The organism is Streptomyces sp. NPDC127595 (assembly GCF_042671685.1).
Classification (GTDB): domain Bacteria; phylum Actinomycetota; class Actinomycetes; order Streptomycetales; family Streptomycetaceae; genus Streptomyces.
Genome location: NZ_JBHXWK010000002.1, coordinates 139,451 through 153,267, shown reverse-complemented (window position 1 = coordinate 153,267; position 13,817 = coordinate 139,451). Strand labels below are relative to the sequence as shown.

Below are 13,817 nucleotides of genomic sequence, written 5' to 3'. Positions count from 1 at the left end.
GGGCGGAGCCCCCAGGCACGGGACGGGTAGGGGCGGAGGGGGCGAAAAACACCTACGACGCGAACAGACGTACAGACCAAGCCGCATGCACCTCCGCACTGATCTCCAGCAGCGGCGCGGAAGCCGCAGGCAACGCGTCGACCCCGTCGTGGAGCGCACGCCGAGCGGCCTCGGCAGCAGCACCCGCCACCAGATCCAGCTCCGGCGCAAGCCGGGCCAACGCCCCGGTGGCATCGAACGGATCCAGACTCAGCAACCGCACCGTCGCCGTCGCCGGCCCACTGACCGCCTCGTACGCGGAGCAGTACGCGGCATCATCGGGCCCGAGCCCGGCGGCCCGCGCCGCCAGCCCGAGCACCACGGGCTGATGCGCCCCCTTGGGGAACTCCCGTGCCAGCGCGTCGAGTTCGGGGGACGGCCAGGTCGCCCGGGCCGCCCGCGTCAACTGCCGCCCGAGCCGACGCGCAGCGGCACGCAGGGCGGGTGACGGCGTACGGGCGTCCGCGGCCGCGTCCAGCAGCACCGGGTCGACCCCGATCGCGGCGGCCGCAGCCAGCGAGGCCGACACAAGCCCCGCCGTGTGCAGCCGACCCCGGCAGAAGTCCTCAAGACTCGTCGCACCCGTGATCCGCCCGGCCTTGACGGCCGCCTCGGCCCCGCCGGAGTGCGCGTGGCCCCCGGCGGGAAACCGGCCGTCGGCCAGGACGAGAAGCGCTGCCCTGCTCATCAGAACCTGCTCATCAGAAGAGGAAGTAACGCTGGGCCATGGGCAGTTCGGCCGCCGGAGTCGCCTCGACCAGCTCCCCGTCGATGCGCACGGCGAAGCTGTCCGGGTCGATCTGGACGCGTGGCCGCGCGTCGTTCTCGCGCATGTCCGCCTTGGTGACCGCCCGCGTCGACTCGATGGCGACGAACCGCTTGCCGAGCGAGAGCCGCTCCGGCAGTCCGTCCTCGATGGCGAGCGGTGCGACGAAGTTGAACGAGTTGGACGCCGGCGCCCGCCCGATCGCCCCGAACATCGGGCGCGGCAGAATCGGCTGCGGCGTCGGGATGGACGCGTTGGCGTCGCCCATCTGCGCGTAGGCGATCTGCCCGCCCTTGATGACGAGGTGCGGCTTGACGCCGAAGAACGCGGGCTCCCACAGCACGAGGTCGGCGAGTTTACCGGTCTCGATGGAGCCGATCTCGCGGGCGAGACCCTGTGCGAGGGCCGGGTTGATCGTGTACTTGGCGACATAGCGACGTACGCGGTGATTGTCCGCACGGCCGTCACCGGGGAGGGCACCGCGTCGCCTCTTCATCACGTGCGCCGTCTGCCAGGTCCGCATGATGACCTCGCCGACCCGGCCCATGGCCTGGGCGTCCGACGAGATGATCGAGATGGCGCCGAGGTCGTGCAGGATGTCCTCGGCCCCGATCGTCGAGGGCCGGATCCGGGACTCGGCGAAGGCCAGGTCCTCGGGCACCGCCGCGTTCAGGTGGTGGCACACCATCAGCATGTCGAGGTGTTCCTCGGCGGTGTTGACGGTGTACGGCCGGGTCGGGTTGGTGGAACTGGGCAGCACGTGCGGCTCGGAGACCACGGTCATGATGTCGGGCGCGTGCCCGCCGCCCGCGCCCTCCGTGTGGTACGCGTGGATGCCTCGTCCGGCGATGGCGGCGAGGGTGTCGCCGACGAAGCCGGACTCGTTCAGCGTGTCCGTGTGGATGGCGACCTGGATGCCGGTCCGGTCGGCGACGGTCAGCGCGGCGTCGATGGCCGCGGGCGTGGACCCCCAGTCCTCGTGGATCTTGAGGCCGAGCGCTCCGCCGCGGATCTGCGACATCATCGCCTCGCGCGAGACGGTGTTGCCCTTGCCGAGCAGACCGAAGTTGAGCGGGTATCCCTCCATCGCCTCCAGCATCCGCGCCAGATGCCAGGGGCCCGGAGTGACCGTCGTCGCCTTCGAGCCCTCGGCCGGACCTGTGCCACCGCCGACGAGCGTGGTGACGCCGGAGGCCAGCGCCTCGTCGGCGATCTGCGGACAGATCAAGTGGACGTGCGCGTCGACTGCGCCCGCGGTCAGGATCCGCCCGTTGCCCGCGATGATCTCGGTCTCGGGTCCGATGACCAGGTCGGGGTGCACGCCGTCCATGGTGTCCGGGTTGCCCGCCTTGCCGATGCCGGTGATCCGGCCGTCGCGCATGCCGAGGTCGGCCTTGACGATCCCCCAGTGGTCGACGATCACCACACCCGTGATGACCGTGTCCGGGGTGCCGTCTGCGCGCGTAGCGCGGGACTGGCCCATCGATTCGCGGATGACCTTGCCGCCGCCGAACACCGCCTCGTCACCGGCGAGTCCGGGACCGCCGGAACGATCCTCCTCGATCTCGATGAGCAGGTCGGTGTCGGCGAGCCGGATGCGGTCGCCGGTGGTCGGGCCGAACAGATCGGCGTATGCGGCACGCGAGATCTCAGGCATCGAGGGCACCTCCGGTCTCGCCGCGCAGCCCGGGCACCACGCGGGCGCCGGCGAGCGGGACGAGTTCGACGTCGACGGGGATCCCGGGTTCGAAGCGTACGGCGGTGCCGGCGGCGACGTTCAGCCGCTTGCCGCGCGCGGCGGCGCGGTCGAACTCCAGACCGGGATTGGCCTCGGCGAAGTGGTAGTGGGAGCCGACCTGGACGGGCCGGTCGGCGGCGTTGAGGACGGTCAGCCGGGTGACCTCACGGCCTTCGTTGAAGGTGACGGGCCCGTCGGCGAACAGGATCTCTCCGGGAATCATGGCTCTCGCTCCCCCGTCAGACGATCGGATCGTGGACGGTGACGAGCTTGGTGCCGTCCGGGAAGGTCGCCTCGACCTGGACGTCGTGGATCATCTCGGGGATGCCGTCCATGACGTCGGCCCGGGTGAGGATCTTGCGTCCGGAGGACATCAGTTCGGCGACGGTACGGCCGTCACGCGCGCCTTCGAGGATGTGCGACGTGATGAGCGCGACGGACTCGGGATGGTTCAGTTTCAGTCCACGGGCCCGGCGCTTCTCGGCCACGTCGGCGGCCACATGAATCAGCAGCCTCTCTTGCTCGTGCGGGGTCAGTTGCACGGCGTCCCACCTCACAGTCCTCGCTCCGGACCGTGCGGGGCCCGGTGGCCGCAGCCACCAAAACCCCTGGTGGCGTGGATGCGCAGGCTAGTTGGACGGCGTTTCAACGACGTTAACCAGCCTTTGATCCGTCCGTGACCGTGAGGGGTGTTCTCCACCGGTGACCGCGAGCGATCCCCTCACACCTTCGAGCCCGGTTCCCTCATGCTCATCAGACCCCTCAGACCGTCCTGCAGCACCGAGACGGGCACATCTCCGAACAGGGCCAGCTGCGCCAGGTACCCCTGAGCCAGGGCGATCATGATGCGCGCGACGCTCTCGGGCGATACGTCGTCCCGCATCATGCCGGCGTCCTGATAGGCCTCGACCACCTTGATCCAACCCGCGCGGACCTTGGCGTACCCCTCGTTGATGACCGTCGACAGGTGCTCGTTGCGCAGGGTCTCGGCCCAGACCTGGATGATCAGCCGGGGGAGAATCGACTCCCCTCCGGGAGCCAGCTCCGGCCTCCTGTCCAGCATCTTGGTCAGGACCCAACCCACGAGCACGTCGGGCGGTGGCGGCGGGCTCTGCCGGGCGCCCTCTTCGAATGTCTCGCGAACCTCATTGAGCACCTCGGTGACAATGGCGCCGATGAGCTCCTCCTTGCCGCTGAAGTAGCGGTATACGGCCCCGGCCGAGAGGTCGACCTCCTTCAGCACGTCCTGCATCGACGAGGCATGGAAGCCGTTGCGGGTGAAGCAGACGGCCGCGCCGTCGAGGATCTGACGGCGGCGGGCGTCGAGGTGTTCCTGGGATACACGAGCCATGCCGTTCAACGTAGAACGAACATTCCTTCTTGACAAGGTGACGGGGTCACAGGATGGTGAGAGCACCCTTAAAACGAACGCTCATTCTCTTAATTCACACCGTCCGCATAACTCGCACCATCCGCATAAAGGGAGACCCCGCATGTCCTCCGCTCCCCCTTCCACTCCCCTGTCCGACGCCGCTTCGCCGCCTCCGCGGCACCACCGCAACATGGCCGCCGTGATCGTGTTGATCCCCGTGCTGGTGGCGCTCGCGCTCTGGACCTTCGCGTGGCCCGCCGCCCGCACCGCGCCCCGCGACCTGCCTCTGGGTGTGGCGGGTTCGGCGACCGCGACCGCGCCGATCGAGAAGCAACTGACCCACCAGGACGGCGCCTTCGAGATCCACCGCTACGCCGACGAGGCCGCCGCACAGGACGCCGTAGAGGACCGGACCGTATACGGAGCGATCGTCGCCACCGAGCAAGGACCCAAGCTGCTGACCGCGTCCGCGGCGAGCCCGCTCGTCGCCCAGCTGCTCCAGCAAGCGGTGGCCGGGCAGGTCCCTGCGGGCACGAGCGTCACCACCGTCGACGTGGTTCCCGCCCCGGCGGCGGATCCGCGAGGCGCGGCTCTGACCTCGAGCGTGCTCCCCATGGGGCTGGCAGGGGTGGCCGCGGGATCCGTCGTGACCCTGCTCGGGCTGCGCGGCTTCCGCGCCGTCGGCGCGCTGGCCGGTTCGGCCGTCCTGGTCGGCCTGGTGGCCGCCACGCTCACCCACAGCTGGCTCGGCGTCCTCGCAGGCGACTGGTGGGCCGAGGCCGGCGCGCTGAGCCTGTCGACGCTGGCCGTGAGCGGCGCCGTCGCGGGGCTCGCGGCACTCGTCGGACCACCCGGCATCGCGCTCGGCGCTTTCCTGGTCGTCCTGCTCGGCAACCCCTTCTCCGGCGCGTCCTCCGCCCCGGAGATGCTGCCCGAGCCGGTCGGAACCATCGGCCAGTGGCTGCCGCCGGGCGCGGGTGCGTCACTGCTGCGCTCGGTGTCGTTCTTCGACGGCGCCGCAGCGACCGGGCCCGCACTGACCCTGGCCTGGTGGGCCACGCTCGGCCTGGGAGCGGTACTGCTGGGCGACACGCTCAGGCGACGCGGGTCGGCCACCAACGAGACGGTCACCGCACGGGAGCCCGCGCTGGTCAACTGACGCGGGGCCCCAGCGCGCTTCTCTCCTCGGAGCCGGGCCACACGACGGCGGGGACGGTGCCGGCCGATCGGCACACCGCCCCCGCCCACACCCGTACGACCGTTGCTCGCCACTCTCGCCGAACGGCCCAGCCCCTACGACACGTTGGGCCCCCGGTGCTCCGCCGCGATGCCGAACCTCTGTCGCTCGCGCGGAGCGGGCGACGCCTCGCGGACGCTGGAGTACGAGCTGACCACCTGCTCACCCGCGGGTTCCTGGAGCTCTTCGAGGCGTTCCAGGTCGGCGGCCGAGACCAGGGCGACAAGAGGCTTCCCGTGCCGCGTCACGACGACGCGCTCACCGCCGTACACCACGCGGTTGATCAGATCGGCGAGCTCAGCCCTGGCTTGCGTCACCGGAATCTCGTAGGCCATGCCCTCCAGCTTAGACCGGGCCCTCACGCCTTCTGCTGTGAGCGATTCCCTCCTCGACCAAGCGTACGTCCTGTACATTTTTTACAGACGCCGATCAGGTCGATCAGAGGAGACACGCGCCATGGACAGCCCGTCCGCCCGCCATGTCCTGCCCGAATTCACCGAACGCACGAGCGCGGGACAGCGGACCCTGGACCCGTACTCGAAGCTGTTCGAGGAGCGGATCGTGTTCCTCGGGACGCCGATCGACGACACCTCGGCGAACGACGTCATGGCGCAGTTCATGCACCTGGAGCACCTGGAGCCGGAGCGGGACATCTCGCTGTACATCAACTCCCCTGGCGGCTCGTTCAGCGCGATGACGGCCATCTACGACACGATGCGGTTCGTCACCTGCGACGTGGAGACCATCTGCCTCGGGCAGGCCGCGTCGGCAGCGGCCGTGTTGCTGGCGGGCGGAACGCCGGGAAAACGGTTCGCACTGCCGGGTGCGCGCGTGCTGATCCACCAGCCGTCGTTTCCCGAGCCGATCCAGGGGCAGGCTTCTGATCTGGCCATCCGGGCCGAGGAGTTGACGCGTACTCGGAGGATGCTGGAGGAGATGCTCGTGCGGCACACAGGTCAGAGTCCGGAGCGGGTCGCCGCGGACATCGAACGGGACAAGATCCTGGACGCGCCGGCGGCGCTGGCGTACGGGCTGATCGACGGGGTCATCCCGAGCCGCAAGGCTCATCGGCCCACACCCGGCGCGAGGTGAGCGGCCGATGCTCCCACCCGAACTGCCCCCGCTGCCCGCACTGACGCGCGCGGAAGCGGAGTTGATAGACCGTTACCTGGACGTGGTCGACCTGCTCGGCCGCATCAACCCGGCCCGCCCCGGGGACACCTACCGAGGCCTGAGGGCCGCTCAGGCGCTGGTGGCCAAGGCGACGGCACTGCGGGACGCCCTCGCACTGATGCACCAGCGGGGCGAGAGCGAGGTGCACGCCCCGACCCTGGCACAGGCGCTGCGCGTCCTGGACGGCGAACGGCGGGCGGCCCGTGTCACCCTGCCGCCCAGTGTCGAGAGTTGACCAGCCGTATCGGTTCCGCTGACGCAGCCGCACCCCGGGCCGCCGCACACGCCGACCCTCGAGGCGTCCGGCCCGGGCTTCAAACGGCCCAGATGGTGTACCCCCGGTTGGCGTAGACGCGGGTCCTTCCAACGGCGCGGAGAAGTTGCGCAACGCGCGTAGCGCGGACGCCGACTTGAGCCCTCCGTTGCTGGTACGGGCGTCGTCGGCCTTCTGGACACTAGCTCGAACGGCAGAGTGTCCACCCGAACGGGTGAGTGGTGAGTAAGCCCACAAACTGCCGATTCCGCTCGGATTTTCCGACATCCATGCGTGAAGATCCCTTCCGACGACAAGCCCCCGCCGCACCGGCGGGGCGGTCCGGGCGGACGCCGAGTCCTGCCGCCGCCCGGATGACCGGTCGACAGATGTGCATCGGCAGGAGTGGAGGACCCAGCACGACGGTCCGCCGGAGAGATCCGGGCGGTCCTTGGGGTGAAGCCGCACCACGCGGCCGGGCTACTTCGCCAGCCCGAATCCGACAGGTCATCCTTCACAGGCGGTTGACGAAGGGTTGCGCATGACTGCGCTCAATCGTGTCCCGTCGCTGTGGACGAGGGCCGGGACGGCCTCGGCTCTCACCATCGCCGCCGTGGGCGGCAGCCTCGTGGTCCCGGGCGCCGCATCCGACGCCGCTGCGGCCACTTCTGCGACGAAGGCACTCCAGGTCGCGGCTTCCAAGAAGGGCTCCCCGTACAAGTACGGGGCCGCCGGGCCGCGCCGCTTCGACTGCTCCGGGCTGACGCTCTACTCGTACAAGAAGGCGGGCAAGAAGCTGCCTCGTACGGCCGCGGCGCAGTACAACAAGACGCACCATGTCTCCGCCTCCAAACGCAAGGCCGGAGACCTGGTGTTCTTCCACTCGGGCCGGAGCGTGTACCACGTCGGCATCTACGCCGGGAAGGGAAAGATCTGGCACTCCCCGAAGTCGGGTGAGGTCGTGAAGCTCCAGAAGATCTGGACGAAGAGCGTCTGGTACGGACGGGTCAGCTGACCTGTCCGTGGGGGTGGCGGCGCCGGCCGCCACCCCCACGGGACTTGACACAGGGCTTGAAACGGGACGAACCGGTTACTCGTCCACCATGGTCGAACAACGTCCCCGCACGGAGCGCGACGAGAAGCCGCTGGAGCGTGCCGACCGCAATTTCGCCGAGCTCCTCCAGGAGCTGCGGGTCACCCAGACCGGCGTCCAGATCCTCTTCGCCTTCCTGCTGACCCTGGCCTTCACCCAGCGATTCCCGTCGCTCGACACGACACAGCGCGCCATCTACGTCACCACGCTGCTGCTCGCCTTCCTGGCCGCCGCCATCTTCACGGCTCCCGCGGCCCTGCACCGGGCGCTGTTCCAGCAGAACGCCAAACCCGCCATCGTCAGGGTCTCCTCCTGGCTGACCCACATCGGCCTCTACGTGCTGATGCTGGCGTTCACGGGATCGGTGCTCCTCGTCGTCGACGTGACGCTGGGGCGCGGTGCCGGGATCGCCGCGGGCACGGGGACCCTCGCCGTCTGCCTGGCGCTGTGGGGCCTTCTGCCCCGGCTGGTGCGGCGCCACGTCACGTCCGCCGCCGAGGGCCGAGGAGAAGGCACGGACCCCACAGCGTGAGGTCCGCGCCACTGGCCGTATCCACTGGCCGTATCCACGGCTCTCAGGGCTCCTGCGGCCCCCCGGCCGTCACCACCGGCTCGGCCGGCGCCGTCCAGGGCAGTTCGATGGCGACGGTCTTGCCGCCTTCACGGGTGGGCCGGACGGTGAGTCTGCCGCCGCACTCCGCGGTCAGCCAGCGGATGATCACCATGCCGCGGCCGTTGTCCTGCTGGACGGCGGCGGGCAGTCGTTTGGGGAAACGCGGGTGACTGTCGGTGACGCCGAGGCGCAGGTGTTCGTCCCGGTCGAGGCGGACGTCCACCCTGAAGGTGGGTGACTGCCCGAAAGTGTGCTGGACGGCGTTGGTGGCTAGTTCGGACACGATCAGGCGTACGGTGTCGGCGACTTCGGAGTCACTCGGCAGGCCCCATTCCGCCAGGACTTCGGCGACGAATTTCCGGGCCGCGGAGACCGAGGCTGGATCGCTCGGCAGAGTGACGGATGCTTCCTGATGGTCTGCCATGGCGCGGTCGTCCCTTTCCCACGGGACCGGGGTCCGACACGGAGCGGATGGTTCGAGTACGGTCCCGGACTGGTGCTTCGCGCCAGACTGCCATTACCAGGCCTGTCACGGGTGCGATCCACCGAGATATGCATATATCTGTCGCTCGAAGCGGTGAACTCTGCGACGGAGGACCGTATTTGGGCGGCCCGGAAGGAGTAAGGAGTACGGCCATGCAGAACGGTCCCGCAGTACGCCGCCGCAAGCTCGGTGCCGAGCTGCGCTCCCTGCGCGTCGGCGCGGGTCTCACCAGCGGCGAGGCGGCCCGTCTCCTGGGCTGGCACCAGTCGAAGGTGAGCCGGATCGAGACAGGCACCAGCGGGGTCAAACCCCCTGACGTGGAACGGCTCCTGGACGCGTACGCCGTCGAGGAACCCGAGTTACGGGATCTCCTGGTCGTGCTGGCGGGCGCGGAGGGCGACGGACGGCACCACTGGTGGCACGCCTACCGGGGTGTCCTGCCGCCGACGTACCGCGACTTCATCAGTCTGGAGTCCCAGGCCAGCGGAATGCGCACACTGGAGACATGCGTGGTGCCCGGGTTGCTGCAGACACCCGAGTACGCCCGTGCGGTGACGCAGGCCGCCGTAGGGGGACTTGAGGACGGCAAGCTCGACACGCTCGTCGAGGTGCGCCTGGCCCGGCAGGACGTGCTGCGTTCGAATCCGCCGCTCAAACTGAGCGCGGTCCTGGACGAGGCGGTGCTGCGACGGGACGTCGGCGGACCGGAGGTCATGGCGCGCCAGCTGCACCGGCTGCGGGAGGCCGCCACCCTGCCCCAAGTGCGGCTTCAGGTACTGCCGTTCGACGCCGGAGCTCACATCGGAGTCACAGGGCCTTTCGTTATCTTCTCCTTTCCGAGCACATCTGATCTGGATGTGGTTGTTCTAGACCACTTGACGAGTAGCCTCTATCTCGAACGGAAAGAAGACCTAGAGGCCTACACCGAGGCCTTCAACGCCCTTCAGATCCAAGCCCTTTCGCCCGAGGACTCATTGGATTACATCGCCGTGATAGGTGACGGCGCGTAAGGAGGCACCATGTCTGCACTGCCTCGGTACGTACCTTCCAGTACTTCGCTGCACGACGTGCGCTGGCTGCGCAGCAGCCGTAGTACGGGAATGAACAACTGCGTCGAGACGGCCCGGCCGGGCCCAGGAACCTGGTCCGGACTCGTGGCCGTCCGCGATTCCAAGAACACGGCAGGTCCCGCCCTGCTGTTCGCCGCCGCCACCTGGGAGGGATTCATCGCCGGACTGAGCTGACCGTCATCCGACCGAACTGAGCGTCACCGGGTTACGCCGATCACCCGTACCGCGTGCTCGATCTGTGCGTCGGAGAGGTCCGCACGTGCGGTCAGCCTCAGCCGGGAGATGCCGTCGGGCACGGACGGTGGGCGGAAGCAGCCGACAGCGAGTCCCGCCTCGCGGCAGTCGGCGGCCCACCGCACGGCCCGTTCGGGGGACGGCGCGCGCACGGAGACGACGGCGGCGTCCGGTCGTACCGCCTCCAGGCCTTCGGCCGTCAGGCCGCTGTGGAGCGCCGTCGCGACCGCGCGGGCCCGTGCCGCACGCTCCGGCTCGCGGCGCAGCAGTCGCAGCGCCGCGAGGGCCGCGCCCGCCGCCGCGGGCGCGAGACCGGTGTCGAAGATGAAGGTGCGCGCCGCGTTGACCAGGTGGTCGATCACCGGTGCGGGGCCGAGGACGGCGCCGCCCTGGCTGCCCAGCGACTTGGACAGCGTGACCGTCACGACGACGTCCGGGGCGCCCGCGAGGCCCGCGGCCTGCGGAGCGCCCCGGCCGCCGTCGCCCAGCACGCCGAGTCCGTGCGCGTCGTCGATGATCAGCCCTGCGTCGAACTCCCGGCAGGCGGTGGCGAGACCGGCCAGCGGCGCCGCGTCCCCGTCCACCGAGAACACCGCGTCGGAGACGGCGACGGCGGGTCCCCTGTGGGTGGCGAGCGCCTTGCGCACGGCGTCCGGGTCGGTGTGCGCCACTACCTGTGTGGTGCCGCGGGCCAGCCGGCAGCCGTCGATCAGTGAGGCGTGGTTGCCCGCGTCCGAGACGACGAGGGAGCCGTGCGGTGCGAGCGCGGTGACGGCGGCGAGGTTGGCCGCGTATCCGGAGGAGAAGACGAGCGCGGACTCGAAGCCGCAGAAGTCGGCCAGCTCGCGTTCGAGTTCGCCGTGGAGCTCGGTGGTGCCGGTGACGAGCCGGGAACCGGTGGCTCCGCCTCCCCATGTCCGCGCGGCTGCTGCGGCGGCCTCGGTGATCTCCGGGTGGCGGGCGAGTCCGAGGTAGTCGTTGCTCGCGAGATCGAGCAGCGGGGAATCGGCGGGGCGCGGGCGCAGGGTGCGGACGAGTCCGGCCCGACGGCGCGCCTGCGCCTGCTCGTCGATCCAGCCGAACGCCATGGGTCCTCCTCCTGACCGGAGGGACGGGAGTTGTGCCGCCGGTGTTCTTATGAGCCGTCGTTTCTGTCAGCCGTGGTTTTTGTAGGCAGTGCACAGACCCTAGCCGCCGCCTCAGCCACCCAGGATGTGGCAATACCCACACGTCGAACCGCGTCTGTTGTGCAAACTCTCCTTGGCCGAGAGCGGTCGTATGCGCCAGGATCGGACCTCATGGACCTGCTGAACACGCTGGTGGACAAGGGGCTTCGGCGCGAGCTGCCGACCCGCGACGAAGCTCTGGCCGTGCTGGCCACCTCCGACGACGACGTGCTCGACGTGGTGGCCGCGGCCGGAAAGGTGCGCCGGCACTGGTTCGGCCGTCGGGTGAAACTCAACTACCTGGTCAACCTCAAGTCGGGTCTGTGCCCCGAGGACTGCTCGTACTGCTCGCAGCGGCTGGGCTCGAAGGCCGAGATCCTCAAGTACACCTGGCTCAAGCCGGACGAGGCCTCCAAGGCCGCCGCGGCGGGCCTGGCCGGCGGCGCCAAGCGGGTCTGCCTGGTGGCCAGCGGACGCGGTCCGACCGACCGTGACGTGGACCGGGTCTCCGACACGATCAAGGCCATCAAGGACGGCAACGAGAACGTCGAGGTGTGCGCCTGCCTCGGCCTGCTCAACGACGGCCAGGCCGAGCGGCTGCGCGAGGCGGGCGCGGACGCGTACAACCACAACCTCAACACGTCCGAGGGGACGTACGGGGACATCACGACCACCCATACGTACGCCGACCGGGTCGACACCGTCCAGAAGGCGCACGCCGCGGGCCTGTCCGCCTGCTCGGGCCTGATCGCCGGCATGGGCGAGAGCGACGAGGACCTGGTCGACGTCGTCTACGCGCTGCGCGAGCTGGACCCCGACTCCGTTCCGGTGAACTTCCTGATCCCGTTCGAGGGCACCCCGCTCGCCAAGGAGTGGAACCTGACGCCCCAGCGGTGTCTGCGGATCCTGGCGATGGTCCGGTTCGTCTGCCCGGACGTCGAGGTCCGTATCGCCGGTGGCCGCGAGGTCCATCTCCGCACGATGCAGCCGCTGGCCCTGCACCTCGCCAACTCGATCTTCCTCGGCGACTACCTCACCAGCGAGGGCCAGGCCGGCAAGGCAGACCTCGACATGATCGCGGACGCCGGGTTCGAGGTGGAGGGCGCGGGCGAGGTGACGCTGCCGGAGCACCGGGTTGTGGAGGGTGGTGGCTGTGGCTCGCACGAGGGGGGCGGCGCGTGCGGTTCCGCTTCGGCTCCTGCCACTTCCGCGGGAACGCCCGCCGAGGCGCGTACGGACCTTGTCGCCGTACGCCGTCGAGGTGCCGGAACGGATCTCGCACCCAATGCCTGACCTGCCCGCGCCCGGGTCAGTACGCGAGCTGCTCGATCTCGACCGGCGGCATGTATGGCATCCGTACGGGCCGATGCCCGGGCGGCAGGAACCGCTCGTCGTGGAGTCGGCGAGCGGCGTACGGCTGCGGATGGCGGACGGTTCGGGCGAGCTGATCGACGGCATGTCGTCCTGGTGGTCGGCCATCCACGGCTACAACCACCCGGTGCTCAACGACGCGGCGCGCGGCCAGCTCGATCGCATGAGCCATGTCATGTTCGGCGGGCTGACCCACGAGCCCGCCGTACGGCTGGCGAAGCGACTTGTCGACATCTCACCGGAGGGGCTCGAGCACGTCTTCCTCGCCGACTCCGGTTCGGTGTCGGTCGAGGTCGCCGTCAAGATGTGCCTCCAGCACTGGCGCTCGCTCGGCCGCCCTGCCAAGCAACGCCTGCTGACCTGGCGCGGCGGGTACCACGGGGACACCTGGCAGCCGATGTCCGTATGCGATCCCGAGGGCGGGATGCACGAGCTGTGGCAGGGCGTGCTGCCGCGGCAGATCTTCGCGGATGCACCGCCGGACGCGTACGAGGAGTCGTACGCGGACCAGCTCCGCTCGCTCATCGAGCGGCACGCCGACGAACTGGCCGCGGTGATCGTCGAGCCGGTGGTGCAGGGCGCGGGCGGGATGCGGTTCCACTCCCCCGCGTATCTGCGGGTGCTGCGCGAGGCGTGCGACGCGCACGACGTGCTGCTCGTCTTCGACGAGATCGCGACCGGGTTCGGGCGCACGGGCGCGCTGTTCGCGGCGGAGCACGCGGGCGTGACACCCGACGTGATGTGCGTCGGGAAGGCGCTGACCGGCGGTTATATGACGATGGCGGCCACGCTGTGCACAGCGCGAGTCGCCGGCGGGATCTCGCAGGGCGAGGTTCCGGTGCTGGCCCACGGGCCCACCTTCATGGGTAATCCGCTGGCCGCCGCCGTGGCCTGCGCGTCGATCGACCTGCTGCTCGGGCAGGACTGGCGGACCGAGGTGAAGCGGATCGAGGCGGGCCTGCGGGAGGGGCTTGAACCCGCCCTCGATCTGCCGGGCGTTCGCGATGTACGTGTCCTGGGCGCGATCGGCGTCGTCCAGCTCGACCACGAGGTGGACATGACGGCGGCCACGCGAGCCGCCGTCCGCGAGGGGGTCTGGCTACGGCCGTTCCGCGATCTCGTCTACACGATGCCGCCGTACATCACCGACGACACGGACCTTGCACAGATCACGCGCGCGGTGTGCGCCGCGGCACGGGAAGGCTGAC

At 69.8% G+C, this 13,817-nt stretch carries 17 protein-coding genes and 1 riboswitch; of the genes, 9 read left to right on the top strand and 8 right to left on the bottom strand.

Going from position 1 to position 13,817, the window contains the following annotated elements; genetic code table 11:
* Positions 1–52 precede the first annotated feature (52 nt).
* From ACFVKT_RS07145 to ACFVKT_RS07125, 5 genes are all read right to left on the bottom strand, one after another.
* Positions 53–727 (bottom strand): urease accessory protein UreF, encoded by a 675-nt coding sequence (locus ACFVKT_RS07145; protein WP_385728478.1) that lies wholly within the window; start codon positions 725–727, stop codon positions 53–55.
* Positions 728–740: 13 nt separating this feature from the next.
* Positions 741–2,462 carry an urease subunit alpha gene (locus ACFVKT_RS07140; RefSeq protein WP_385728476.1) on the bottom strand — a complete coding sequence of 574 codons (1,722 nt, stop codon included), beginning with the start codon at positions 2,460–2,462 and terminating at the stop codon, positions 741–743.
* The gene (locus ACFVKT_RS07135) at positions 2,455–2,766 is read right to left on the bottom strand and encodes an urease subunit beta (protein ID WP_385728474.1); all 312 of its coding nucleotides are present in this window, start codon (positions 2,764–2,766) and stop codon (positions 2,455–2,457) included. The genes ACFVKT_RS07140 and ACFVKT_RS07135 overlap by 8 nt, the downstream gene beginning before the upstream one ends.
* Before the next feature lie 16 nt (positions 2,767–2,782).
* Positions 2,783–3,085, bottom strand: a complete 303-nt coding sequence (locus tag ACFVKT_RS07130; RefSeq protein WP_365444797.1) for an urease subunit gamma — start codon at positions 3,083–3,085, stop codon at positions 2,783–2,785.
* A 179-nt stretch (positions 3,086–3,264) separates the two neighbouring features.
* Positions 3,265–3,894, bottom strand: coding sequence for a TetR/AcrR family transcriptional regulator (locus tag ACFVKT_RS07125; RefSeq protein WP_385728472.1), 630 nt, complete (start codon positions 3,892–3,894; stop codon positions 3,265–3,267).
* A gap of 211 nt (positions 3,895–4,105) precedes the next feature.
* Between ACFVKT_RS07125 and ACFVKT_RS07120 the strand changes: the two genes are divergently transcribed.
* On the top strand, positions 4,106–5,074 hold the full coding sequence (locus ACFVKT_RS07120; protein WP_385729884.1) for an ABC transporter permease: 969 nt from the start codon (positions 4,106–4,108) through the stop codon (positions 5,072–5,074).
* Positions 5,075–5,208: 134 nt separating this feature from the next.
* Here ACFVKT_RS07120 and ACFVKT_RS07115 read toward each other — a convergent pair whose 3' ends face one another.
* Positions 5,209–5,487, bottom strand: a complete 279-nt coding sequence (locus ACFVKT_RS07115) for a type II toxin-antitoxin system Phd/YefM family antitoxin (RefSeq protein ID WP_385728470.1) — start codon at positions 5,485–5,487, stop codon at positions 5,209–5,211.
* A 121-nt stretch (positions 5,488–5,608) separates the two neighbouring features.
* Between ACFVKT_RS07115 and ACFVKT_RS07110 the strand changes: the two genes are divergently transcribed.
* The 4 genes from ACFVKT_RS07110 (at position 5,609) to ACFVKT_RS07095 (ending at position 8,203) form a co-directional block, all read left to right on the top strand.
* Positions 5,609–6,244 (top strand): ATP-dependent Clp protease proteolytic subunit, encoded by a 636-nt coding sequence (locus tag ACFVKT_RS07110; RefSeq protein WP_385728468.1) that lies wholly within the window; start codon positions 5,609–5,611, stop codon positions 6,242–6,244.
* Between the two features lie 7 nt (positions 6,245–6,251).
* Positions 6,252–6,560 carry a hypothetical protein gene (locus ACFVKT_RS07105; RefSeq protein WP_385728466.1) on the top strand — a complete coding sequence of 103 codons (309 nt, stop codon included), beginning with the start codon at positions 6,252–6,254 and terminating at the stop codon, positions 6,558–6,560.
* Between the two features lie 391 nt (positions 6,561–6,951).
* A riboswitch (cyclic di-AMP (ydaO/yuaA leader) is annotated at positions 6,952–7,116 on the top strand.
* Between the two features lie 3 nt (positions 7,117–7,119).
* Positions 7,120–7,593, top strand: coding sequence for a C40 family peptidase (locus ACFVKT_RS07100; RefSeq protein WP_385728464.1), 474 nt, complete (start codon positions 7,120–7,122; stop codon positions 7,591–7,593).
* 88 nt (positions 7,594–7,681) lie between these two features.
* Positions 7,682–8,203, top strand: coding sequence for a DUF6328 family protein (locus tag ACFVKT_RS07095; RefSeq protein WP_385728462.1), 522 nt, complete (start codon positions 7,682–7,684; stop codon positions 8,201–8,203).
* A gap of 43 nt (positions 8,204–8,246) precedes the next feature.
* Here ACFVKT_RS07095 and ACFVKT_RS07090 read toward each other — a convergent pair whose 3' ends face one another.
* A complete protein-coding gene (locus tag ACFVKT_RS07090) occupies positions 8,247–8,708 on the bottom strand; it encodes an ATP-binding protein (protein WP_385728460.1) in 462 nt (153 codons plus the stop codon).
* A 212-nt stretch (positions 8,709–8,920) separates the two neighbouring features.
* Here ACFVKT_RS07090 and ACFVKT_RS07085 point away from each other — a divergent pair, with 212 nt between their 5' ends.
* Positions 8,921–9,778 carry a helix-turn-helix domain-containing protein gene (locus tag ACFVKT_RS07085; RefSeq protein ID WP_385728458.1) on the top strand — a complete coding sequence of 286 codons (858 nt, stop codon included), beginning with the start codon at positions 8,921–8,923 and terminating at the stop codon, positions 9,776–9,778.
* Positions 9,779–9,787: 9 nt separating this feature from the next.
* Entirely contained in the window at positions 9,788–10,012 is a 225-nt protein-coding gene (locus tag ACFVKT_RS07080) for a DUF397 domain-containing protein (protein WP_385728456.1), read from the top strand.
* A gap of 23 nt (positions 10,013–10,035) precedes the next feature.
* Here the strand turns inward: ACFVKT_RS07080 and ACFVKT_RS07075 are convergent, their stop codons facing one another.
* A complete protein-coding gene (locus ACFVKT_RS07075) occupies positions 10,036–11,160 on the bottom strand; it encodes an 8-amino-7-oxononanoate synthase (RefSeq protein ID WP_385728454.1) in 1,125 nt (374 codons plus the stop codon).
* 210 nt (positions 11,161–11,370) lie between these two features.
* On the opposite strand from ACFVKT_RS07075, the gene bioB reads away from it, so the two are divergent.
* The gene (bioB, locus tag ACFVKT_RS07070) at positions 11,371–12,531 is read left to right on the top strand and encodes a biotin synthase BioB (protein ID WP_385728452.1); all 1,161 of its coding nucleotides are present in this window, start codon (positions 11,371–11,373) and stop codon (positions 12,529–12,531) included.
* Positions 12,524–13,816 carry an adenosylmethionine--8-amino-7-oxononanoate transaminase gene (locus ACFVKT_RS07065; RefSeq protein ID WP_385728450.1) on the top strand — a complete coding sequence of 431 codons (1,293 nt, stop codon included), beginning with the start codon at positions 12,524–12,526 and terminating at the stop codon, positions 13,814–13,816. Before bioB ends, ACFVKT_RS07065 begins: the two co-directional genes overlap by 8 nt.
* Position 13,817 lies beyond the last annotated feature (1 nt).